The sequence below is a fragment of the Janthinobacterium sp. SUN211 genome (assembly GCF_030587315.1).
Classification (GTDB): domain Bacteria; phylum Pseudomonadota; class Gammaproteobacteria; order Burkholderiales; family Burkholderiaceae_D; genus Janthinobacterium; species Janthinobacterium kumbetense.
Genome location: NZ_JAPWIC010000001.1, coordinates 711,985 through 735,531 on the forward strand (window position 1 = coordinate 711,985; position 23,547 = coordinate 735,531).

Consider the following 23,547-nt stretch of genomic DNA (forward strand, 5'->3'; position numbering starts at 1 on the left):
TAATTTCTGCCTGTAGTAAGAATTTATGCTAGCCAAATTATTCTCACCCGTCCCTCGAAATTTCAGGCATATTTAATCATATTTCACACTACTATACAAAATTATTCATCAAAATCTCCCCTTGCTGCCCGCTGACAGATTCCGTGACAACGATACTCATCCTTAAAACATCGCTCACAAACCCGTAAACGCAAGCAGTAGCGAGCCTGCTGTACCGCCCATTTCGGCACCCCAAGCATATACATGCCTGGAGCGTAAGTAGCGTTTCTGGTCAAGCGCCCTGCACTGCATTTCCTTGCCGCAGTATTTCGCTATATAGCTGGCGATCTTGTGCGCCCCGGCCACGCCAAAGCCGAAACGGTGCGGGTCGCGGACTTGGCCCATCTGTTCGCCGTTCGGACCGCGTCCCAGGATGCTTTGCCAGATGGAGCGTAGCATGGACTTCAGCTCCTTTAATCACAAGCTGGCTCTTCAGATGGTTCATTTCCCATCTATCGGAGTATCCGAGTAAATTAGACCACAGTAAACTGATGCTACGGGGTTAGGTATCTCAAAGCCCGTCAGGCCCACAAAATGCTATAATTGCCACAATAAAAACCATTATTTATTTAACATGACCAACCTTGTAGTCTGGAAGCGCCCAGCAATTTCTCTTCAACACATTACGGACAATCGACGCGATGAGTTTTTTATTGAGGGTACTAATCGCCCATCAATATGGGTTATTGCAGACACTCGGGTAACAGATCCTTCCAAGATCAGTGATCAGGCAACAAAGATCTTGGAACTTGATGCGACCACCTATAAAAAAATTGAGGGCCATGGATACCAAAGCATGTGGAACCTTTCCATCGGATTCGCTTATGCGGGGGCGGTCTTTCCAGCAATGATGACATATGCCGCATTGAAGGTTTTATTGAGCAATCTGGCGCCAGGGGAGGCTAGGTTGCCGACCCTACAACAAATCGCAAATCTGACCGCCTATATTGCAGAACAATATGTACGCGACGGAAAAAAGGCATTCAGTGAATTCCCGCATTGCCATATCGTTCTTACCGGTATGTCAGGCTACGATGGTGAATTAGCTGCAATGCTCGTCGCTCCTAAGGAGGAATACCCTGATTTTCAATATAAAAGCCGAGTATTGGACTTAGACGTTGTTCATGTTTTCGGTGACAAAGTAAAGGAACTCAAGGCTGCGATACAGCACCTCCAAGATGAAGCCGACGAAACGAGACTAGGGTTGGAGCCAAAAATTGCGCTGGAACTTAGGATTGCAGCGGCTGAATCTTCAAAGGTAGGTGGTACTTTGCAATATGGTGTACACGACGGAAAATTCAAAGCCTACGCAGTAAATGATTCGAAGAAAAATCTCTTCCTTGGATTTGACCTCAACGCTGTTGCAAAGCAGATCGGTTTCGACATCTTGCTCGACGGCTTGATGTAAATGCAAGGCAGGACTCTCGTTCAATAACCGAGAGCCACTCAAGTATAGATACAAAAGCGGGCAACCACAAAGGCCGCGCAAGCTATCGGGCAGACTTCAAGCGAGGTCTCGCCATCGAGGCTTGCATACCTAATTAGTACGTTTAAATGCCGACCTATCCTCAATAAATACCCAACCGACCAACCCCAACAATGACCTGACAGTACCTGGACAAGTGCCCCCTTCCCCGATCTTTCTGCAAACACCCTACGCCCGCAATTGCACATCGGCAAACGCGGGCACTTCCCGCGAAACCGGCCTGCTTGCTAATTCTTACCGACGATACCCAAGCTTTCCATGACCCTGGCGGCATTGTCCTTGCAGTCCACATCCTCCGGTTTTGCATCGATCAATTGAATCAACGACAAAAGATGGGCCTTGTTTTGTGCCAGGCGCACTTCCAGCGATTCGATATCGGCTATCTTCTTTTTTAGCGCAGCCATCAATTCATCATGCTTCCATGATGAACTGTCCTCTGGCAAGACTTGCTTGATTTCGTCCAGGGAAAAGCCCGCCTGCTGCGCGTCGCTGATGATGGACAGTACCGCCACCGCTTCCAGCGGATAGTCGCGGTAGCCGTTCGATTGGCGGCTCACGGCTTTCAACAAGCCCTTGGATTCGTAGAAGCGTATCGTGGACGCCGCCAAGCCGCTGCGCTTGGCCAATTCGCCAATTTTCATTATTTTTCCCGCTGAAGTTGTAGTTTGTTATTCCGTAAAGCCTTGAGCAGAGCTTGCGCCACTTCCTTGCTGGAACCAGGGTTCTGGCCGGTGACGAGGCGGCCGTCCGTCAGCACGAAGCTGCCAAACGGGAAAAAGCCTTTGGCATACAGCGCCCCTTTGCTCTCTACCTCGCTTTGCAAAAGGTAGGGAACCTGGTCCTTAATGCCGGCAAGCGATTCTTCCAAGTTGGAAAATCCTGTCACGCTGCGCCCTTTTATCAGTGGCTCGCCCTTCTCGTCCTCCAGATCCAGCAAGCCAGCGGCGCCATGGCACACGGAGGAAACGACGCCGCCGTTGCGGTAGATGGCCTCGGCAATGCGCTTGAGGTCCTTGTTGCCCTTGAAATCCCACATCGTTCCATGGCCGCCCGTGTAGAAAACAGCCCCATAGGCAGCGGGATCGATGTCGGCCGCAGCTTTTGTCGATTGCAGCAATGCCATGAAAGCAGGATCACTCAGGTGACTTTTTGCTGCCTCATCCATGTACAGCCATCCCTGGCTGCGTTCATCCAGCGGCACCACGCCGCCGCTGGGACTGACGAAGTCGATGCCATACCCGGCTTCCTTCAGCACATCATACACATGCGTCAATTCCGTGAGCCACAGCCCCGTATGGTCGTTTCTGCTCGGATATCGGGAATGATTGGTCATGACTATCAACACTTTTTCCATGGCCGGATCGCGCATGGGGGACACCGGTTCAGCAGCAACCATCTGCAGGAACAGCAAGGGCATGACAGCCAGGAGCAGTTTCTTGAAAACAGACATGGGATCGTCCTCCGAATAGTTGAGTAGTCTGGGCCATGTCCGCCGAACACAGCGTGATCAACTATAAGCTTAAAGCCAACTTGAATGTCAAGCGGCAGATCGGCTGCCACGGGATTTTTGTGGTTCAAGGGGAGCGGCCCTTCTTCAAACCAGTGTCCCGAACGCGACAGTGCGATTTTTTTTCATTTCAGGGCTTGACCTTCAAGTTAGCTTAAAGCTTATCGTGAGGCTATCGCAACCTTGGAGATCAGCATGAAACCCTTTACCGCACTGACATTGCCCAATGGGACAGTCATTCCGAACCGCCTCGCCAAAGCCGCCATGGAAGAAAACATGGCCGACAAGGACCACGCGCCGTCAAAGGAGCTGATCCGCCTGTACCAGTCGTGGGCGGACGGCGGCGTTGGCCTGATGATCACCGGAAACGTGATGATCGACCGCCGCGCCATGACGGGCCCCGGAGGGGTGGTGCTTGAGTCCGAGCAATTTGGCGCCCGCTTCGAGCAGTGGTCCCGCACCGCACGGTCACGCGGGGCGCAGATCTGGATGCAGATCAACCATCCAGGCCGCCAGATGCCTGCCGCCCTGGGACAGGAAACCATCGCGCCGTCTCCTGTGCCCATGGATATGGGCAACTTTTCCAGGCAATTTTCGGCGCCACGCGAGATGACGGAGGCCGATATTGCCGACGTGAAGCAGCGCTTTGTCAACAGCGCCCGGTTGGCCGAGCGGTTTGGCTTTACGGGCGTGCAAATCCATGCGGCGCACGGTTACCTGATCAGCCAGTTCCTCTCCCCGTTGACCAATCAACGCACGGACCGCTGGGGCGGATCGCTGGAAAACCGGGCGCGCTTGCTGGTCGACGTCGTCAACGGGGTGCGGCAAGCCGTCGGCAAGGGCTTTGCCGTCGCGGTGAAGCTCAATTCGGCGGATTTCCAGAAAGGCGGCTTCAGTTCGGAAGATGCGAAGGAAGTCGTATCCATGCTCAACACCTTGGGCGTGGACTTGATTGAGTTGTCCGGCGGCAGTTATGAAGCGCCTGCCATGCATGGCCAGACCCGCGATGGCCGCACGCTGGCCCGCGAAGCCTATTTCCTGGAGTTCGCCAAGGAGATCGCCACGGTGGCCAGCATGCCCCTCATGGTGACGGGCGGCATACGCCGCTACCAGGTGGTGGAGCAAGTGCTCGACAGCGGCATCGCCATGGCCGGCATGGGAACGGCGCTGGCGATCGATCCGCAATTGCCCAAGGCATGGCGTGCCGACCCATCGGCGAGCCCCCTGCTCAGGGCCATCACCTGGAAAAACAAGGTGCTGTCGTCCATCGCCTACATGGCGATGGTCAAGTATCAGTTGCGGCGCCTGAGCCAGGGCAAGCATACCAGGCCCCAGGTGGCGCCCGCCCTGGCGCTGCTGATGCAGCAATGGGAAACCGCCATCAGGAGCCGGCAGTATCGCCGCAGGATGAATAGCGGGATTTGAACTGAATTTTTCCACATCCAACATTGAAGGTGCAAGCCATGAACATGAAAATTGCCGCGGCAGCCGCCGCCTCAGTATCGACATTGATGCTGACTCTAGCCGCAAACCCGGCGCGGGCCGAAACTCCTGCCGAAAACACGCCCGTCATCATCGATATCGCCGGCCATGCCGTCCCCGTGGCCGCTGGCGGCCTGTACGAGCGCTTCCGCTCGAATCCGCCCTTATCGGTCATTGCGTCGGAAGCGCCGGACCTCGACCTGAGCTGGTTCAAGGGCATGCAGAAAGAAAAGGTCGACATCGGCTTTGCCTCGTATTCGCCGAATTTCTATTACAAGAACCGCAAGATCACGGCGGTATTTACGGCCGACCTCGCCCGCTTGAAGGAATTGATGCCGGAAGACATATTGAAGGCAGTCCAGCCGCTGCAAGTGTGGCCAGGCCGGGGGGCTGTGGCGTTGACGGCCTACGCCTACGAATACTGCGACAACGACAGCTACAATGAAATTTCATTGGCGATTGTGACCAACAAGCCCGGCACTACCAGTTTTGGCCCCTTTACCTTGCTGGGCCAATCGCTGTCCCATGATTTCTGGGGCTATGTGCTCAAGCTTCCCGTCAATACGGAACTGGCCAGGGTGCGTGGCGTGGTCGGCTACAACTTGCCCAAGTGGCTGACCGGTATCGACATACAGGAAACTGAAGCAAGCGTTTCCTTTGCCGTCACGGACAGCGCGACGGGCAAGCTGGATTTTGTTTTCGAAGGCAAAAAGCTGGGCGACCTGTCGCACGAGGCCGAGGTGGTGAGCAACAGCTTCACCAACAAGGATGGCGCCGGCAAGCTGACGTATGGCTATGCCGTTTCACGCCTGCTGAGCCATGCATCGAGCACGCGCGCGGAATCGGTCGACCTGAAACTGGGCGACGGCAGTTTTTCCACGTATATCAAATCATTGAAGCTGGGGAAGATGATGAGCTATGAATACGTGCCGGCCTTCCAGAATGCGCTGTATGCCCCGCAGCCGCTGGCAACCCTCGGAGCCGGCAAGTGATTGGCTAAACAGCCGCCAGCGAAAAAGCACCGTTCCAGGTGCTTTTTTTATCGCCTCTCCTCCCGGCATATGTTGATGTAGATCAATCAATTTTCCTATTGTGTGCAGCAGAATATGATCATTCGCAAGCCTCTGTTGAACAGACCATGGCAGAGCGCCTGCGTCCTGCATTTGCCACTACATAAGGAATAACATGATCCCCACCACCATGAAAGCCGCCGTTGTCGAACAGCTGGGTCAACCGCTGGTGCTGCGCGACGTCGCCGTGCCGGTGCCCGGTCCCGGCCAGATCCTCGTCAAGACGGAAGCGTGCGGCGTGTGCCACACGGACTTGCATGCGGCGCGCGGCGACTGGCCCGTCAAGCCGACGCCGCCGTTCATTCCCGGCCACGAAGGCATCGGCCTAGTGGTGGCCGTGGGTACGGGCGTGACGGAAGTGCAGCTGGGCGACCGGGTCGGCGTGCCCTGGCTGTATTCGGCTTGCGGCCATTGCGAACATTGCCTGGCAGCCTGGGAAACCGTGTGCGCCGAGGCGCAGTTCGGCGGCTACACCAAGAATGGCGGCTTTGCCGAATACATCCTGGCCGACCCGCGCTACGTCGCGCACATTCCGGCCGGCTTGTCCGCCGTGCAGGCGGCGCCCATCATCTGCGCCGGCGTGACCAGTTACAAGGGCATCAAGGAAACGGGCGCGCGGCCGGGCCAGTGGCTGGCCGTGTCCGGCATCGGCGGACTGGGCCACCTGGCCATCGAATATGCGGTGGCCATGGGCTTGCGCGTGGCGGCCGTCGACATCGATGAAGGCAAGCTGGAGCACGCACGTGCCCTGGGCGCCGAAGTGACCATCAATGCGCGCCAGGGCGACCCGGTCGCGGCCTTGCGCGAAGCGACCGGGGGCGGCGCCCACGGCGTGCTGATCACGGCGCCGTCGATCGATGCCTTCCAGCAAGGCGTGGCGATGACGCGCAAGCGCGGCACCTGCGTCTTGGTCGGCTTGCCGCCGGGCGACTTCCCGACGCCGCTGTTCGACGTGGTCGCCAATTGCGTGACGATACGCGGCTCTTTTGTGGGCACGCGCCAGGACATGGCCGAGGCGCTCGCCTTCGCCGCCACCGGCAAGGTCAAGGCCGGCGTGGAATTGCAGCCGCTGTCGGCCATCAACGATATCTTCAGCCGGCTGGAACATGGCCAGGTTGCCTCGCGCGTGGTGCTCGATTTCAGCGGCAGCTGAGCGGCACGCCGCCGGCAGGCTACGCGGTGTGTCGTGCGACGGCAATGAGATTTCTGTTGCTATGATGGCATTTCATAAAAGACACACCGAGGATACACCGATGAAAAAATCCCTCTCCCGCCTGCTGGCCTGCGCCGCCCTCGCCTGGTCGTTTTCGGCCAGCGCGGCAGACTCGGCTGCGGCTACGCTGCCCGGACACTATTACCTGCAAGGCGTCATGGAAACGGGTTCCGAACTGCTGCTGAAAAAGGACGGCACCTTCGAATGGATGCTCAGTTATGGCAATACCGACGAGCAAGCCAGCGGCGAGTGGCGCGTTGCCGGCGACCTGGTGACCCTGGAGACGGGCAACGGCGGCAAGGAGCCGCAGTTTCGCGTGTTCGAGGAAGCGGAAATGCGCATCCAGAAACCCGCCGAAGCGGGCATGTGGGTGGCCATCGTCGGCTACCCCCAAGTGGGGCCGATGCCCGGCGTGGAAGTGAAGTTCGAAGCGCAAAGCGGCAAGACGGCCACGGCCGTCAGCGTGGCGAACGGCGACGCCATCGTCCGCATGCCGGCATCGGAACGCTGGGTGCGCGCCGGCTTGCGCCGCCAGGGATCGAAGGCCGACTATCAATGGCTAGCCGTGCCGGCCGAGCGCGCGCAGGAACGCATCGCCGCGTTCGCCGTCACCGATTCCCAGTGGTTGCGGGGCCAGGCCTTCCAGAAGCTGGCCTTGCGCGTCGTCAAGGGCGGCCTGAAGGTCGACGATGCGGACAACGGACTGGCCAGGGGCCTGTACGCGAAAGCGGCATCGAAGCAATAACCTTCCCCCCCCTCGTTTCATTCTCCATGCACGCCGTCCTGGTCAAGCATATTGACCAGGATAGCGCTGTTTGCGCCCGCGCACGCCCGTGCGCCGTTGACACCCCGCACTGTCTGTCCTATAGTCGCCGGGTTAACGACAAATGAGAATGAGAATCATGTTCAGTTCTATCAAGAAATGGCTCGTGTGCTATCCGCTCGTGGCCGCCAGCCTCAGCCTCTTACTGGCAGGCGGCGCGCAAGCGCAAGTGGCCGACCAGGGCGGCGGCGCCAAACAGTTGTGGCAATTGATCGATTATGTTGCCGTCGATTACAGCGGCGCCGTCGAGCACGGCAAAGTGGTCAGCGAAGCGGAATACGCTGAAATGCTCGATTTCACGGACAATGCGACGACGCAGATCGCCGCCCTGCCCGCCCACGCTTCCAAGGCGGCCATTGCCGCCGCCATCGCCGAGCTGCGCGCGGCCGTCGTCGCCAAGGCGGACAGCGTGGAAGTCAAGCGCCTGGCGCACCACGCGAACGGCTTGCTGATTGCCGCCTACCCGATTCCCGTGGCGCCGAAAGTGCTGCCCAACCTGGCGCGCGGCGCGGCCCTGTATGCCGCCCAGTGCGCGTCTTGCCACGGCGTGGCCGGCGGCGGCGACGGTCCGCTGGCGGCCAGCCTGGAACCGAAACCGATCGCCTTCACGGATGCCGAACGGGCGCAGTCGCGCAGCCTGATGGCCCTGTACCAGGTCATTTCGCAAGGCGTGTCCGGCACCTCGATGGCCAGTTTCGGCCAGTTGTCCGACAACGAACGTTGGGACCTGGCGTTCTATATCGGCGGCATGTCGCACGACGCGGCGGCAAGCGCGCGCGGCGAAAAGCTGTGGCAGGACGATCCGCGCAGCAAAAAACTGTACGCCGACCTGGCTGCCGTGACGACGCTGACACAGGAAGCCGTGGCCGCCAAGCTGGGCGCGGACGAAGCGCAGGCGCTGACGGCCTACCTGCGCAGCCACCCGGACAAGGCCGAGGCGCACAAGCCGGCCGGCCTGGCCCTGTCCCGCCTGCGTCTGGCGGAAAGCCTGGCCGCCATGCATGCGGGCGACCGCGCGGGCGCCACGCGCCTGGGCCTGTCGGCCTACCTGGACGGCTTCGAGCCGATCGAGCCGATGGTCGGCGCGCGCAACAAGTCCTTGCTGCTGGCCGTGGAAAACGCCATGCTGGCGTACCGTTCCGCCGTGGCCAAGGGCACGGTGGCCGAGGCCGAGGCGGCGGGAGAAAAGCTGCAGCAATTGTTTACCCATGTGGAAGCGGAGCTGGGCGACGCCAAGGCCGAGCCGATGACGACCTTTGTCGGCGCCCTGACGATCCTGCTGCGCGAAGGCGTGGAAGCGCTGCTGATCGTGATCGGCATCATCGCCTTCCTGCGCAAGGCCAAGCGCAACGATGTGCTGCCCTACGTGCATGCGGGCTGGGCCAGCGCACTGGTGGCAGGCGGCCTGACGTGGGTGGCGGCAACGTATCTGGTGACCATCAGCGGCGCCAGCCGTGAAGTGAGCGAAGGACTCGGTTCCGTATTTGCAGCCCTGGTCTTGCTCAGCGTGGGCTTGTGGATGCACCAGAAGAGCAGCGCCGGGCGCTGGCAGGAATACCTGCACGAAAAACTCACGGCGGCGATGTCGCGGCGCTCCGCCTGGGGCCTGTTCGCCCTGGCCTTCATCGCCGTCTACCGCGAAGTCTTTGAAACCGTGCTGTTCTATTCCGCCCTGGCGGCGGACGGCAATGGCGGCGCCCTGCTGGGCGGCTTCCTCGTGGCCATCGTGCTGCTGGTGGTGATCGCCTGGGCTTTGCTGCGCACGAGCGCCCGCATGCCGATCGGCAAATTCTTCTCGTGGACGTCCGCCTTCGTGGCCGTGCTGGCCGTGATTTTGATGGGCAAAGGCGTGGCCGCGCTGCAGGAAGCGGGCTGGGTCGGCGTCACCCCCGTCGATTTCATGCGTATCGACTTGCTGGGCATCCTGCCGACCCTGGAAACCTTGCTGGCGCAGGCCGCCATCCTGGCCATCATCGTCGCCGGTTATGGCTGGAACCGTTTCTCGGCAGGCAAGCACAAGCTGGCCTGACCCTGTGACGCCCCGCAGTAACTGAAAGCCCCCGATAGCTGCCTGCAGCTATCGGGGGCTGTTACGTTTATAGCCGCCTAGCGCGTCACTGCCCCTGCGGATGTGGCGGCGCTGTGCACTTTCACCCCTGCCAGCCAGGTTTCCTCCACCACGATGTCGCGCAGCTTGCGCACGTTGTCGTCCAGCGGGTCTTGCGCCAGGATCACCAGGTCGGCCCGCTTGCCGGCTTCCAGCGAGCCCACCAGATGATCCATGTGGCAATGCCAGGCGGCATCGAGCGTGACGGCGCGCAATCCCGCCATGCGGCTGATGCGCTCGTCCGGATTCAGCACCTCTTTCCCTGGCGCACCTTCCATGGTGCGGAACACCGCCTGCTCCATCATGCGCAAGGGCCCCAGCGGCGAGACGAAATGGTCCGAGTGCAAGCTGATGTGCATGCCCGCATTCAATGCCGAGTGGCAACGGTCCAGCAACTGGGCCCGCTCCTGGCCAAAAATGGTCTGCTGGAACGTGTGTCCCCAATAGCCGACGTGGCCGATGAGGAAACTGGGGTTCAGCTGCAGTGTCGCCATTTTCGTGATGGCCTCATCATTCAGCAGTGAGGCGTGCTCGACGCGCAGGCGCAGCTGGCGCCGCTTTTTCGCTTCCTCTTCGCTGATGCCGCCTGGCCGTGGCGTCAATACCTTGTCGTAGCTGTGCAGCACATATTCCACCGCCTTGTCGCCGTTGGCGTGCACCAGCACGGGCCAGCCGCGCCCCACTGCCTTGTCCAGCATGCGGGAAAACACGGACGTGTCGGGGTAATTGCTCAAGCCGGTGGGCGGCACCTCAGGTATCGAATGTTCATCCGAGCAGGCATAGGGCTGGCTCTGGTATCCCGTCAAGCCCTGGTTGGAGCCGTCCGCGATCAGCTTGATCGCCTTGATGCTGAAACGCTGGTCGCCGTGATTGTCCAGGTCCGGCTTGTAATGATCGAGCCAATTGTCCAGTGCTTTTTCGTCGGGTTTGGTGAACAGCGCCGCACCGATGCGCACGGGACCGAGATGGGCCGCCAGCTTGAGCAAACCGATTTCCACCAGCGGCGCATCGGTGGCGCCCAGGCCCGCGTCGAAGACGCTGGTAAAGCCCATGGCCGAGGCGTTGTCCAGCACCTGCTTCAGGCACGCAATAAACTCCGGCAGCTTGGGCAGCGGCGCAACCAGCAGCGCCTTGGCGATCCTGATTTCGGTCAGCACGCCGGAAGGACTGTCCTCGATGTTCGCCGCCTTCAGTGCCGCGGTATTGAGATAGGCCAGGTGGCCGGACGAGTTCATCAGCAGGATGGGCACCGTGCTGCTCAGCTTATCGAGCTCGCTGGCGGTGATGTCTTCCCACGACTGCATCAGCGAGGGATCGACGCCGAAGCCCAGCACCCAAGGGTTGCCTTTCTTGTCTTTCGGCAGCTGGTCCGGCTGCCCCAGCGCCGCGCTAATCCGCCAACTGATGCTCTTGAAACTGTATTCCGGATCCAGTTCCTGCTGCCGGGGTGCGCTCAGGAACGGCGTGAGCGACAGCCAGCTCTTGTACAGCGCGCTGGGCAGGATGTGCATATGAGGTTCGACGAAGCCCGGCAGCAAGGTACGGCCGTCCAGGTCCACCTCGCTTGCCTGATGCGGCTGCATGGCCTGGCGCACCTCGTCCAGCGTGCCGGTGGCAATGATGGTGCCGCCGGCGATACCCAGCGCCGCCACCTGGTCGCTGCCATCCGCAGCCATGGTATGAATGTTACCGTTATGGAAAATCGTCGCTTGTGGCGTCAGTTTCTGGGCGTGCTGGGGATATGCCTGCTGGAACGCCGTGTCCAGTTCGCCGCTGAGTGCGGTTCCCGTCAACAGGCCGCTTGTCAGCGTAGGCAGGTGAGGCAGGTTGCAGCAGGCGCAACCGAGGTGGTCATGGCTCATGCAGATTCCTATCAGAGGTTAATGATTTAAATCAATAAAGTCATCCTTTATTCCGGCTCGAATATACCCAACAACAGAATATCGGGAAAACGCGACGCCTGGACTGGCTTGCTTGTTGCCAGTAACTTCTTCGAAGCATAACGAATTGCCGATCAAAAAAACTCAAACATTGTCACGTTAATACAAATGGCGGCGCGGCTGCTTTCCATTCCTTGTCCTGCATTTATTTTCCGCAATGCCTTTCATTTAATTTCCCTGCGGAAAATACATGGCTATTTATCGGTGCGTGACAATTGAATAGTAAATCTTTTAAAAATCCAACTATATTCAGCATTGCAGTGATGACACCGGCCGCCCGGATTCCGGCCGCATCCGCAATAGCCCATCCATTGAACGCAGCACCAACGAAAGCTTACCGATGAAAATTCAACGCGCAACAACCTGGTCGCTTGGTCTTATCGTGGCAGGCGCCCTGTTCTCTTCCCAAGCCTATGCGGCAAAAATCCCCGATTGCGGCAAAAGGGAACCGAGCAAAACCCTGCCCACCCCGCAAAATAGCGAATACGACGCATACCGCAACGCGAAAACAAGCGCGGTGGCGGGCGGTCCGGGCAATACCGTCTTCAATAATAATGAAAAGCGTCTCCCTGCCGCCGGCAAGGACGAGATTTATTATGAATATTATCTGGGTATCGGCGGCGATGGCGGAGCAGGTTCGCATCGCGCGGTATTGCTCGTGCAGACTCCGGCGGGCAAACGCAAGCTGGTGGAACGCTATTACACGCAAGACCACTATGCTTCCTTTTGCAGCCTGAAGAATTAATCGTTCTTTATTAATTTCCAGCATTATTCAAGCGGCTCAGGTAAATACCTGGTGCCGCTTGAAATACCCGAACATCAGGCTCGATATTCAACTCCGCTCACTGCGCCAATTTAATGGATATTAGCGCAGGTCCGCAAAACAGGCTTTGATCTACAACAACTCATCAAGCGTGCATGCGGGAACCGCCCGCTTGCGTATATGATGCCGCCTGGACAAGATGAAATGGAAAGGCTGGCGGCGAAGAATGACAACGATCACCGGGCGATTGCAGGAATGCGGCATCGATGCGGCGCAGGCAGACGCCCTCGCGCAGGATATTCAACAGAAGAAATATGGTCCCTTGCTGCAGCAGTTGCTGCTGCGCGGCCTGTGGTCCGACGTCGTCGACGAGTCCATGCCGCAGCCGCAATGGCTGGAACGCTGGCGCGAACTGGGAGAATCAGGCTTTCCCTTCATCAACTCCCCTGCCCTGCAGCGCTTGCTGGACGCGGGCGTCGACGTGCACGACCTGACGGACGTCGTGCGTTCCGCGCAGGTATTGACGATCTATAACATCGCCCAGCTGATCGACGAACCTTGCCGCGACCTCGGCTACGATCTGGAGGAAGCGCCCGATCTGGCACTGGCGGCCGTGGACGACGCCGGCATCACGCACCGTTACGGCAGCCTGCATGATGCGCTGGAAGAGAACGACCCGGCGGGCCGCCACGGTCAGCCCCGTACACTGGAACTGCGCCAGTTCGGCGGCTTGCCGGGCGAATTGCAGAGCGAAATCAAGGACTTGCTGGCGCAAAAGGCGTGGTCGCAGGCGGCCGTCCTGTGGAAACGCGCCGCGGGCGGCGAGCTCAAGCAGTGCCTGGCGACGGTGCAGAGCCTGGCGCGCCAGTTGTAGCGGCGATGATAGCCTGCATTACCAGTAGCCGAGCACTTTCCACCAGGTGGTGCCCACGACGGCAAAGATCAGCAGTTCCACCACGCACATGATGAAGCCGACGCGCCACCAGTTGCCCATCGTCACGAAGCCGCTGCCGAAGATGATGGGCGACGTGCCCGTCGCATAGTGGGTCAGGGTCATCATGATGGCCGAGCCGGCCGTCATCATCAGCATGAACGGCACGTGGTATTCGGCCGGGATCAGGTGCAGGCCCACCGTCAGGAAGGCCAGCAGCATGGCGCTGATGTGGGCCGTCGTGCTGGCGAAGAAGTAATGCGAGAAGACAAACACCAGCACGAGGACGCCGGCGATCGGCAGCCAGTCCATGCCGCTGGCGATAATCGCCGCCTTCATGCCGGCCGAGAACCAGGCGATCACGCCCGTCTTGTTCAATTGCTCGGCCATCATGACGAGCGCGCCAAACCACACGAGGGTGTCCCAGGCGCTCTTTTCCGACAGCACGTCATCCCAGTCGATGGTGCCGGTAATGATCAGCACGAACAAGCCGACAAAGGCGACGACCGTCGCATCGAGCGAAAACGCGGGACCGAACAGCATGGCTGGGACGTTGGCCCACAGCAAGAGCAGCAAGGCGAAGGTGCCCAGCATGACTTTTTCCGACGGCGACAGCGGACCCATGCCTTTCAATTCCGCCTTGGCATAGGTGACGGCGTCGGGCGTGGCTTTCAGTTCCGGCGGCGACAGCCAGTAGATGATCAACGGCATCGCCAGCAGGCAGACCAGGCCCGGCAGCAGCATGCACAGGGCCCAGGTGGTCCATGTCAGGTGGAAAGCCTGGCCGCTGGCCTTGGCCACGAAGTCGACCACCAGCGGGTTCGGCGCCGTGGCCGTCAGGAACATGGCCGACGTGATCGGGTTGGCATGGTAGTTGACGAGGGCCAGATAGGTGCCGACTTTCTTTTCCGTGCCCTTGGCCGGGTCCGAATCGAAGGCGTTGGCGATCGACTTCATGACGGGGTGGACGATGCCGCCGCCGCGCGCCGTGTTACTTGGCGTAAACGGTGCCAGCACCAGTTCGCAAATCGCCAGGCCATAGCCGATGCCCATGGTGCGCTTGCCCAGCAGCGAGATGAACAGCAAGCCGATGCGGCTGCCCAATCCCGTCTTTTTCAAGCCGCGCGAAATCAGGATCGCCACGACGATCAGCCAGATCAGGGGATTCGAAAAACTGCTGAGCGCATCCGTGATGGCGCCCTTGGACGAGGTCGACGTCACTTGCGACAGTGACACGATGACGATGGCCATCATCGCCATCACGCCGATCGGCATGACTTTCAGGATGATCGCCAAAATCGTGGTGAGGAAAATTGCCACCAGGCCCCAGGCCTTGGGCGTCAAGCCATCCGGCGCCGGCAGCAATAACATGCTCACCAGCAAGGCCGTGCAAATCAGGGCGGGGACGAGGCGGAATGGGACGGCTTCCTTGAAATGCAGGAACATGTCGCGCACTGTTTTATACATCTTTATTACCTTTCGCTGTGGGTCAGGCATCCTCGCGGTCGGAATCGTGCACGCAGATTCATGGGCTGGAAGGCGCACAAACCACGCGCCCGCAAGATGGCAGATGCCCAACAATTCTGTTCGGCAATATCATACACGCAAGGTTGGTGCGGCCCCTGCCCTGCAACGCCGCCCGCCTCAACTAACTTTCAAATCGTTGATCTGGGCGCGGCATGCCACTTCAAAACCACTGGCGGGGCACCCGCCTGGCGAATCAAAACCGGGGTAATTTATTTCAGGCTGCAAGCCTTCTCCGCATCTGCTGTTCCTGCGCGCACGACCGCCCCCGCTCCTTCAACGATCTGAAGTTCGACACGGCGGCCTTGCTCGAAACAGGCGTTCTGCTTGACCGCCTCCTTGATCTCGCCACAGCCACTGATGTTATCGCGATCCAGGCGAACATCGATCAACGCCTCCGTCTTCTCAATCAATTTATCTTTAACCATTTGATGATATATGGTGCATGCTCTTTTATGCGCCAATACAAAATTTCCGTCTTTTTCGCGTGGCATGGGATCGGCGAATCCGACAATAATTATCTTCTTTTTTCTTTTTTTATTTTCCGTGCGCATAAATTCTTCAATTAACGGTCGGGCAACTTTCAGCTGATTCTCTTTAAGGGAATCCTTCCCCGAATCAAAGTAGATCCCGTTCTTTAGTTCCCCGCACATTTTCACCTGGCCGCCCCTTGCAACCCTAATGCCGGCACTATCGAGTTCAATTTTTATATTATTCTCATCAACCTTCTTTTTCTTTCCTACTTCAGGCTTATCTGTAGCTTGCTTCGCCTCTTCTTTCTTATACTCCCCCTTCAATTCAATATAGCTGCGAAGACCAATTCCATGCCACAGCACCCGCACATTGCTGATCGAGTAGCTATCGCTATCAAACTTGCAACCATGTAGCAAGATACCTTTAGCATCAGCTACAGCTTGCATTGTCGAAAAGTTCGTTTTATTGACGACCAGTACGGCATCGGATCGAAAACCTAATCCACTCATTACATAATTAAAACCATGTGGGACCACCATCAATGGGATATAGGCAAACAGGAACCCCAACGCGATAAAAGAATAAGCTTCCCGTGCATGAACGCTAAGATTGGCAGTGGCGGGGCTGGCTGTAGCTGGAGGTACGGGCGGTATGACTATGGAGAAGTTGGAAATTCCAAGGCTTAAGAGCATTCCTGACATTATAATAATGCCTGGGAAATGAAAATTTTTAAAAATAACTTTTTCATCGCCAGAGCCAAAAAGAATAGCGATGTATGCCAATGCAACTGTGGAAATAAGCCAAGGAACAATACAAAAGCTGGCTATCGAACTGTCTTCCGTCAACTCGTGAGCTACTAGCCAATATAAAACAACAAGAGAAACAAAAAACAATATCAATAAAATTAGTTTGCACCCGGCATCAGTTGTATCTCCAGTGTATCTTAAAATTTGAAAGAAAAATTCAGACATCAACACGGAAAGAAGTAACATCACAAACAACAACCACTTTCCCTTCAAAGACCCGCTTGACAGAACTTTTTGTGTAGACCATGGGATAAAAAGAAAAAATCCCATGACAACCAATAGCGCTCCGACACAAGAAAAAGCTAGCGTCACAAAAATAAAAAGTAATGTATCCCCCACGCTCAATCCTGAAGGAAAGAAACCAATCACGAAGAAACAATAAACAAATACCACAATCATCCCGAAAGCGGAGCTGAATCCGGCAAATAAAGTGCTCATTGTTTTAAATCGGTCCGCCCTGAGGTTTTCAATCTCGGCTATTTGCTTCTCTTCAGCCAGTGTCATAATATCAAGCGATTGGTTAACGTTTTAATATTATAGTGCAACTTTCTTTCCTGGCGCCAATAAATTTGCAAAATTGGCATGTATGGTGAAATTGAAAGCACGGACCGTCTTATCTGGAACTCCCTGTCCGGTATGTACCCCAGGCATTGAACGATGTTTGTCCTGCCTGGGCGTCAAAAAGTGAGCCAGGTCAAGAGTCCGCATGCCGCCTGCGTCTTTCACGGTGGTTTTCAGCCCAAACTTGCCAGCCGCACTATAATGTTGGCACCGTGTGCGGCAGCATTGGCGGCGATAGACGGTAACAATTTCGTGTGGAGGCCGGTACAATAGCGTCTGGGCCTACACAGGGTTTCACTTTTGCCAGCAGTTGCCAGCAACTAACCATTTTTTTGACCAGCCAACAAATACTATGAGTTCGATGAATGAAGAGCGCGTTTTAAGCGTGCACCACTGGACGGATACCCTGTTCTCCTTTACCACCACGCGCGACCCGTCGCTGCGTTTCTCGAATGGCCACTTCACCATGATCGGCCTGCGCGTCGACGGCAAGCCATTGCTGCGCGCCTACAGTATCGCCAGCGCCAATTACGAAGACCACCTGGAATTTTTCAGCATCAAGGTACCGGGCGGTCCATTGACGTCGCGTCTGCAACACTTGCAAGTGGGCGACACAGTCATCGTCGGCCGCAAGCCGACGGGCACCCTGGTGTCCGACTACCTGCTGCCAGGCAAGCGCCTGTACATGCTGTCGACGGGCACCGGCCTGGCGCCTTTCCTCAGCATCGTGCGCGATCCGGACATCTACGAACGCTTCGACGAATTGATCCTCGTGCACGGCGTGCGCCAGGTCGATGAACTGGCTTACCACGATTTGCTGGAAGAGCACCTGCCGAAGCATGAGTTCCTGGGTGAAATGGTCAGCGACAAGCTGCGCTACTACCCGACCGTGACGCGCGAAGACTTCCGCAACATGGGCCGCATCACCGAACTGATCGAAAACGGCAAGCTGGCCGAAGATCTGGGCGTGCCGGCACTCAATCCTGCCGAAGACCGCGTCATGATCTGCGGCAGCTCGGACATGCTGCGCGACCTGAAAGAAATGCTGGAAGCCCGTGGCTTCAAGGAAGGCAATACCTCGACGCCTGGCGACTTCGTTGTCGAGCGCGCGTTCGCCGAGAAGTAATCCGCAAGGAATCCGCAAGACCCGAGGGCCCGGTCCCGCCGCACACTGCGGCGGCGCCGGGCCTTTTTCATTGCCGCGTCAGCGGGCCAGCCGCGCGCTGGTAGCGCAAGCCATTCATGAAGCGCTGTACGGGCAAAAAGGCGCTGCTGAGGATATCGTCCTGCGCCGCGTAATAGCGCGTCTCGATCTTCAGCAAGCCCAGCACGGTCGCATCGAGCTTGTCCGTCTGGTAGGGCCGGTTTTCCAGCGCGGCGCGCGCAGCCGCCGATTGCGGCGCCTGCTGGTTATTCCAGATCAACATGGGAATTTCATAGCCGCTCTTGTCCGAGGCGGAATGGCCTGCGTGATTGCGGCTGTAGCCCACTTCCTGCCCGTGGTCGGAAACGAACAGCAGCGACGCGGCGCGGTCGGTCTTGGCTTTTTCCGTCATGCCGATCAGCGTACCGAGCACATAATCGCCATAGCGGATGGCGTTGTCGTACTCGTCGCGCTGGCTGCGTATCCAGCTTGACCTGCCCTGGTGTTCCATCTGCGCGCTGACGGCGTCGTGCGCCCGGTCGAAATGCGCAAAGCGGCTGGGGTAGCGCATGTCATAGCTTGGATGCGCGCCCAGCAAATGCACGACGATGAGCTTTTTCGGCGCCTCGTCGCGCAGCGCATGGGCGAATGGCTGGAACAGGTTGCCATCAAAATTGTTTTCGCCACGACCGGTGCCGTAGTTGATGAAGTCGCTTTCATCGGCCTCGCCCGCCAGCAGCCCGATCCAGCCATCGTTGCGCGTCTGGTTCGACACCCAGAACGTCTTGTAGCCGGCCGCCTCGGCCAGCATCAGCAAGTTCGGCTTGGCCATCCACGCATCGGGGTTGCCGATATCGGCCGGCGTGAGCATCGTCATCATCGATTCCACCGTGCTGGCGGCCGGCGAAATCACATCGTTAAATACCAGCAGTTTCGACCGCAGAGCGTCGAGCTGGGGCGTGGTGGCGCGCGGATAGCCGTACAGCGACATCGAGGCGCGGTTGGTGCTCTCGCCGATCACCAGGATGACGGTGCGGGCATCCTCGCCCGCATAGCGCACGTTCCAGTCGCGCGGCGCGGCCATGGCCGCCGTCAGCGCGTGCTGCATGGACTTCATCGCCTCCAGTTGCGCGCTGTATTGCTGGTAGCGCAGCGGCCAGAACAGGGCCGGATTTTCGCGCCGCATGGTGGTATTGACGTGCAAGGACACGAGCAATGCGGCCATGAAGACGGCAAAGCCCTTTTGCGGCAAGCCCGGCGGCGTACTGTCGCGCCCGGCCTGCCAGCGCTGCAACTGGCGGTCAGCCAGCAGCACCGCCGCCGTCACGAGCACGAACCAGCCGGCCGCTTGCGCCAGGGCGACGCTGTTGTGCAGGAAAAACTCTCCCGTTTCGGCTTGATCTGTCGCAAACATCGCCTGTAAAACCGCATTGGGATTCGGCCGCATGCCAAAATAGCCACGCAAGAAGCCCTTGATGGCGGCATCGAGGTAAAACACGGGCACGACCACGCGCACCAGCACGGTAATCGCGCTGGCGCTGGCATTGCCGCGCCACGCATACAGCACGCCGCCCACGCCCAGCAGGCAGGCCGCCAGCAAGACGCTCAATTTCAGGCATTCGTTCGCGCTTAACTGATCGAAGAGGAAGAACAGCAGCAGGCCAGCAATGCTGAACAGGACACGGCAAAACAGAATCAGCATGGAGGCGACAAGTAGGAGGTAATCAACAAGCGTACATGGAACAGGGTCGTGCCCGCGGTAACGGGCCTGCGATTGTAGCGCAGGCTGTTGCAACTCGTGCCATCATTTTGCGTGGGCTCCTGACAGAAATTGTCAGTGCTTTTTATTATGCTTTCGGCACCAGCAGGCCAGCCAGCCTGTATTCATATTGATATCACCACCTGCGACAGGACTTTTCATGACACGTGCCATTACCATTCTGACCGAGAACTTTGCCGATTGGGAAACCGCCCTGATCAATTCCACGGCGCGCCTGTACTACGGCTTCTACACGCAGTTCGCCACGCCGAGCGGCTTGCCCGTCACTTCGTCCGGCGGCATGCTCGTCACGCCGCAACTGGCGCTGGAAGAAATCAATCTCGAGGAACTCGATTTGCTGATGGTGTGTGGCGGCAGCCACTGGCAAAGCGGCAAGGCGCCCGACCTGGGCCCGCTGCTGCGCGCCGCCCGCGACAAGAATGTCGTGCTGGCAGGCATTTGCGACGGCACGCGCGTGCTGGCGCAAGCCGGCGTGCTCGACACCGTGCGCCACACTTCCAATTCCGCCGACAACCTGGCCGGTACCGGCTATGCGGGCGCGGCCCTGTACCAGGACGTGCCGTGGGCCGTGGCCGACCAGCGCATCATCACGGCGCCCGGCACGGCGCCCGTCACCTTCACGCGGGAAGTCTTGCGCGCCCTGGACATCGCCGATGACAACCTGGCCGCCTACCTGGCCATGCACGGCGCCGAGCACGGCAAGACGGCACCTTAGTTGGCGCCCAGCACGCGCAGGCGCTCGGTGGCGTGCGTATTGCCCGGGTCCAGTTCCAGCGAACGGCGGTAATGCGTGATGGCTTGCGCCTTCGCGCCGTCCGCCTCGTACGCTTCGGCCAGGCTGTCGTGGCCATTCGCCCCTTGCGGGTACAGTTGCACGCCCAGCTCGAAGACGGCGGCCGCCTGTTTCGGCTGCTGCCGACCCAGCAGGCGGTAGCCCCAGGCATTCAAGTCGTCTTCGCTGGGGGCGGACAAGCCGTGCTGGCGCCGGATAGCCGCCAGTTTCTTGTCCAGCCCGTCGAAACCGGCGCTGGCCGCCTGCTGGCGCAACAGGTGCGCCGCATACGCGCCACCGCGCTGCTGGCGCAGGGCGGGAAGGTAAAAACCGGCGACGGTATCGATCAGCTGTTCCGGCTGGCCGCCGGCCAGGTTGCTCAGGATAACGACGGCCAGGCCATCGTCCGGATACACATAGAAAGCCGAGCGGGCGCCGCCGATGCCGGCCACGGCGCGGTGCGCATCGCGGCCGATGGCGGGCCAGCCCAGCGCCCACGCCCCCGGCTTGCCATCCTTCAGGCTGGTCGGCTGCCACAGCCGTTTCACGCTGGCGGGCGCCAGCAAGCGCCCCGACTGCAGCGCGACAAGCCAGTTGGCCAGTTCGCCCGCATTGCTGTTGATGCCGGCCCCGGCCCGCATGAACACGGGGAAATCCTCGATCACGTTGCGGTAGCCCTTGCCTCCCCGGTCCAGCACGTAGGAACTGGCCTTGTTGGCGACCACGTCCTTCGCATCGCCAAAGCCGCTGTGCGGCATGCCGGCCACGTCGAATTGCCGGCGCTGGATGAAAGCGGTAAAGGGCTGGCCGCCTTGCAACTCGATCAATTGCGCCAGCAACACGTAATTGGTCTGGTTATAGCGATAGCGCTCGCCTGGCTGGGCTTCCACCGGCAGCGCCTGCACGGCAGTCCACGCCGCAGCGGCATCGTCCGGCTGCGGCCCCACCAGTTTGCCGCTGCGCTGGTCCAGCACGTCGGGCAAGCCTGAAGTATGGTTGAGCAATTGGGTCACCGTCACGGCTTGCCAGGCTGGCGGCAAGCCCGTCAGGTACTGGCCGATGGGTGCCGCCAGGTCGATCTTGCCCTCTTGCACCAGTTGCATCACGGCCACGCCCGCAAACGCTTTCGTTGCCGAATTGATGGAAAACAGGCTGGCATCCGTCACCGGCACCTGGTATTGCAGGCTGGCCACGCCGAAATTGCGCGACAACACGACCTTGCCATGCTGAATCACTGCCAGTTGCAAGCCAGGAATCTGACGCTCCTGCATTTCGCTGCGCACAAAGGCGGCGATATCCTGTTCCGCGCGCAAGGCTTGCGGCTGGCTGGTGGCAGCGGCAGCCGCGGTGACAGGAGCAGCCACGGCAGCGAGCGCCATGACGAGCAGGAAAGACGGGAGGCGTGGGTTCAAGATAAGGCTTTCGACAGTTGAAAACGGAACAGCAGCATCCCATACCTATTTATCAACGTCAACGACAATCTTGCCGGTCGGAAAGTTACTCTTCCAGCCACACATCCTCATACCCTTCCCGGTCGAGGATGAACTTGGCGCCGCTGGGCAAGGCCAGGTAATCGACCACCTGCGGCAGCATCTCGCGCAGGTGGTCCGCATGCAGGGGTTGGTAAAAGCCGCTGGCATCGTCGTGCTCGCCGCAGTGGATGAACCAGCTGATGGTGCCGTTTTCCGGCAGCACGATGCGCGTGCCGTAGATGGGCGACTGGTCCAGGCTGCCGATGGCGAGGGCCACCATGGGTTCGGGCGCTTGCGCGGGCAAGCCGAATTTGTCGCAGATGCGCTGCTGTGTGTCGCTGATCGGTGCGGTCATGGTGTTCTCAGGATCCGATGTAGTGGTAATGGAGGCGCAGCGCGCCGTCGTGGCTGGACATTTCCAGGTGCAAGGTTGCCTCGCCCGGCTGGCCATCGGCCAGCAACAGGCATTCCAGGCCCAGCGGTCCGGCATCGGTGGCATACACATCGACGGCCACGCGGCCACCCTTGCCCGGCACGAAGGCTTGCGCCAGCGGCGCCAGGGACAGCGCCTGGTTTGCCGCAAAATAACTGTCGAGCATCTCGATGATCTCGTCGGCCACGCCGGGCGACAGGCCCCAGTCGCGTTGCAGCGCAACAGGATCGCGCGTGTCGAGCGTCTGCACGAACGCGGCGGCCTGCGCATATGCCAGCTGCCGCAAGCTGTCTGTGATGGCCATGTCCATAGAGCGATTCCTGCCTTATCCATTCAACAGGCGCCATTATAGTGCGTGCCCGCGCACATGGTCGATCCGTTTTCCATCGATAATCAGGCATATTGCCGCCCATTTAAAATGGGCAGATATTATTTATCGCACTGCCATAATACAAATGGCCTGCGTGATATTTGGTGAGTATTTCAGAAAGATAATCGCGAATACGATTCAATTCAAGTTGACGCTTATTTATTCCAGCGCTAAGATCGAATGGCCATATACCATGGCATACAACGCAAGCAGTACTTAACCATCACAAGAGGATAGTACAATGCAAAATCAAACCAAATTGTTCGCATTCAAACTGGCAGAGAAACAGGAACAAAAACCGGCGGTGCCCGCCACCGCCTGGAAAGTGCGCGACGGCGTCGCCGTGGCCGGCTGCACCGCGGTGCAAGCTGAGCAATACCGCGACTCTTCGCGCTTCCAGCCGAACGACCGCGGCCAGTATTGCTGATCCCCGGCACGCCATAACCCCTGCCAGGCGTGGGGGTTTCATTCAATCTTCCATATTCAAACTGGCGCCGGCGCCAATTCCGGCGCGGCTTTTCTGCGCGCAATGCATAAAGCCATATGATCGCCTTTCAATTGGCGATTCAATTTTTTAAAATATGTATTCATCGGTAAACATCGGAACATAACCATTCATAGAGGATATTCCCATGCATAAAGAAACCAAACTGTTCGCATTCAAACTGGCGGAAAAGAAGGAACAGGAAAAACCAGCCCTTCCCGCGCCCTGGAAGGTGCGCGACGGCGTCGCCGTGGCCGGCTGCACGGCGGTCGACAGCGAAGAGCAATACCGCTATTCGCGCATCGGTTCCAGCGATGGCGGCGAGTTCTGCTGATACGTTCCAGCTGAAAGCCTTGCCACGGCAAG

At 58.8% G+C, this 23,547-nt stretch carries 22 protein-coding genes; 12 read left to right on the forward strand and 10 right to left on the reverse strand.

Going from position 1 to position 23,547, the window contains the following annotated elements; translation table 11 throughout:
- Positions 1 to 174 precede the first annotated feature (174 nt).
- A complete protein-coding gene (locus O3301_RS02995; RefSeq protein ID WP_305055499.1) occupies positions 175 to 438 on the reverse strand; it encodes a hypothetical protein in 264 nt (87 codons plus the stop codon).
- A gap of 175 nt (positions 439 to 613) precedes the next feature.
- Between O3301_RS02995 and O3301_RS03000 the strand changes: the two genes are divergently transcribed.
- A complete protein-coding gene (locus O3301_RS03000) occupies positions 614 to 1,447 on the forward strand; it encodes a hypothetical protein (protein ID WP_305055500.1) in 834 nt (277 codons plus the stop codon).
- Positions 1,448 to 1,752: 305 nt separating this feature from the next.
- Here O3301_RS03000 and O3301_RS03005 read toward each other — a convergent pair whose 3' ends face one another.
- Entirely contained in the window at positions 1,753 to 2,166 is a 414-nt protein-coding gene (locus O3301_RS03005) for a MerR family transcriptional regulator (RefSeq protein WP_289904963.1), read from the reverse strand.
- The gene (locus tag O3301_RS03010; RefSeq protein WP_289904962.1) at positions 2,166 to 2,975 is read right to left on the reverse strand and encodes a type 1 glutamine amidotransferase domain-containing protein; all 810 of its coding nucleotides are present in this window, start codon (positions 2,973 to 2,975) and stop codon (positions 2,166 to 2,168) included. The genes O3301_RS03005 and O3301_RS03010 overlap by 1 nt, the downstream gene beginning before the upstream one ends.
- 252 nt (positions 2,976 to 3,227) lie before the next feature.
- Between O3301_RS03010 and O3301_RS03015 the strand changes: the two genes are divergently transcribed.
- The 5 genes from O3301_RS03015 to O3301_RS03035 all read left to right on the forward strand — a co-directional run bounded on the left by O3301_RS03015 (position 3,228) and on the right by O3301_RS03035 (position 9,649).
- The gene (locus O3301_RS03015) at positions 3,228 to 4,457 is read left to right on the forward strand and encodes an NADH:flavin oxidoreductase/NADH oxidase family protein (RefSeq protein ID WP_305055501.1); all 1,230 of its coding nucleotides are present in this window, start codon (positions 3,228 to 3,230) and stop codon (positions 4,455 to 4,457) included.
- Between the two features lie 38 nt (positions 4,458 to 4,495).
- Positions 4,496 to 5,506, forward strand: a complete 1,011-nt coding sequence (locus tag O3301_RS03020; RefSeq protein ID WP_305055502.1) for an acetoacetate decarboxylase (ADC) — start codon at positions 4,496 to 4,498, stop codon at positions 5,504 to 5,506.
- Between the two features lie 193 nt (positions 5,507 to 5,699).
- A complete protein-coding gene (locus tag O3301_RS03025) occupies positions 5,700 to 6,737 on the forward strand; it encodes a zinc-dependent alcohol dehydrogenase (protein ID WP_369812164.1) in 1,038 nt (345 codons plus the stop codon).
- Positions 6,738 to 6,837: 100 nt separating this feature from the next.
- The gene (locus O3301_RS03030) at positions 6,838 to 7,542 is read left to right on the forward strand and encodes a hypothetical protein (protein WP_305055503.1); all 705 of its coding nucleotides are present in this window, start codon (positions 6,838 to 6,840) and stop codon (positions 7,540 to 7,542) included.
- Between the two features lie 157 nt (positions 7,543 to 7,699).
- Positions 7,700 to 9,649 (forward strand): cytochrome c/FTR1 family iron permease, encoded by a 1,950-nt coding sequence (locus tag O3301_RS03035; RefSeq protein ID WP_305055504.1) that lies wholly within the window; start codon positions 7,700 to 7,702, stop codon positions 9,647 to 9,649.
- A 77-nt stretch (positions 9,650 to 9,726) separates the two neighbouring features.
- Here O3301_RS03035 and O3301_RS03040 read toward each other — a convergent pair whose 3' ends face one another.
- Complete coding sequence (locus O3301_RS03040; RefSeq protein WP_305055505.1) at positions 9,727 to 11,589, reverse strand: amidohydrolase; 1,863 nt, start codon at positions 11,587 to 11,589, stop codon at positions 9,727 to 9,729.
- Positions 11,590 to 12,007: 418 nt separating this feature from the next.
- On the opposite strand from O3301_RS03040, the gene O3301_RS03045 reads away from it, so the two are divergent.
- Together O3301_RS03045 and O3301_RS03050 are read left to right on the forward strand one after the other, a co-directional pair.
- Positions 12,008 to 12,412: a ribonuclease domain-containing protein gene (locus tag O3301_RS03045; protein ID WP_099667959.1), complete on the forward strand. Its 405-nt coding sequence runs from the start codon at positions 12,008 to 12,010 to the stop codon at positions 12,410 to 12,412.
- Positions 12,413 to 12,656: 244 nt separating this feature from the next.
- Entirely contained in the window at positions 12,657 to 13,304 is a 648-nt protein-coding gene (locus O3301_RS03050; protein WP_305055506.1) for a hypothetical protein, read from the forward strand.
- 18 nt (positions 13,305 to 13,322) lie between these two features.
- Here the strand turns inward: O3301_RS03050 and O3301_RS03055 are convergent, their stop codons facing one another.
- Together O3301_RS03055 and O3301_RS03060 are read right to left on the reverse strand one after the other, a co-directional pair.
- Positions 13,323 to 14,828: an anion permease gene (locus O3301_RS03055; protein ID WP_305055507.1), complete on the reverse strand. Its 1,506-nt coding sequence runs from the start codon at positions 14,826 to 14,828 to the stop codon at positions 13,323 to 13,325.
- A 269-nt stretch (positions 14,829 to 15,097) separates the two neighbouring features.
- Complete coding sequence (locus O3301_RS03060) at positions 15,098 to 16,669, reverse strand: hypothetical protein (protein WP_305055508.1); 1,572 nt, start codon at positions 16,667 to 16,669, stop codon at positions 15,098 to 15,100.
- Between the two features lie 409 nt (positions 16,670 to 17,078).
- Between O3301_RS03060 and O3301_RS03065 the strand changes: the two genes are divergently transcribed.
- Positions 17,079 to 17,852, forward strand: coding sequence for a ferredoxin--NADP reductase (locus O3301_RS03065; RefSeq protein ID WP_035818959.1), 774 nt, complete (start codon positions 17,079 to 17,081; stop codon positions 17,850 to 17,852).
- A gap of 67 nt (positions 17,853 to 17,919) precedes the next feature.
- On the opposite strand, the gene O3301_RS03070 is transcribed toward O3301_RS03065, so the two are convergent.
- Positions 17,920 to 19,572 carry a phosphoethanolamine transferase gene (locus tag O3301_RS03070; protein ID WP_305055509.1) on the reverse strand — a complete coding sequence of 551 codons (1,653 nt, stop codon included), beginning with the start codon at positions 19,570 to 19,572 and terminating at the stop codon, positions 17,920 to 17,922.
- 217 nt (positions 19,573 to 19,789) lie between these two features.
- On the opposite strand from O3301_RS03070, the gene O3301_RS03075 reads away from it, so the two are divergent.
- Positions 19,790 to 20,365, forward strand: a complete 576-nt coding sequence (locus tag O3301_RS03075) for a type 1 glutamine amidotransferase family protein (protein WP_305055510.1) — start codon at positions 19,790 to 19,792, stop codon at positions 20,363 to 20,365.
- On the opposite strand, the gene O3301_RS03080 is transcribed toward O3301_RS03075, so the two are convergent.
- From O3301_RS03080 to O3301_RS03090, 3 genes are all read right to left on the reverse strand, one after another.
- Positions 20,362 to 21,834 carry a serine hydrolase gene (locus O3301_RS03080; RefSeq protein ID WP_289914807.1) on the reverse strand — a complete coding sequence of 491 codons (1,473 nt, stop codon included), beginning with the start codon at positions 21,832 to 21,834 and terminating at the stop codon, positions 20,362 to 20,364. The genes O3301_RS03075 and O3301_RS03080 overlap by 4 nt on opposite strands.
- 85 nt (positions 21,835 to 21,919) lie before the next feature.
- Positions 21,920 to 22,249, reverse strand: a complete 330-nt coding sequence (locus O3301_RS03085; RefSeq protein WP_305055511.1) for a hypothetical protein — start codon at positions 22,247 to 22,249, stop codon at positions 21,920 to 21,922.
- Between the two features lie 7 nt (positions 22,250 to 22,256).
- Complete coding sequence (locus O3301_RS03090) at positions 22,257 to 22,631, reverse strand: hypothetical protein (protein ID WP_305055512.1); 375 nt, start codon at positions 22,629 to 22,631, stop codon at positions 22,257 to 22,259.
- Between the two features lie 307 nt (positions 22,632 to 22,938).
- On the opposite strand from O3301_RS03090, the gene O3301_RS03095 reads away from it, so the two are divergent.
- Positions 22,939 to 23,124: a hypothetical protein gene (locus O3301_RS03095; protein WP_251348681.1), complete on the forward strand. Its 186-nt coding sequence runs from the start codon at positions 22,939 to 22,941 to the stop codon at positions 23,122 to 23,124.
- Between the two features lie 205 nt (positions 23,125 to 23,329).
- A complete protein-coding gene (locus O3301_RS03100; protein ID WP_099376727.1) occupies positions 23,330 to 23,515 on the forward strand; it encodes a hypothetical protein in 186 nt (61 codons plus the stop codon).
- Positions 23,516 to 23,547: the final 32 nt, after the last annotated feature.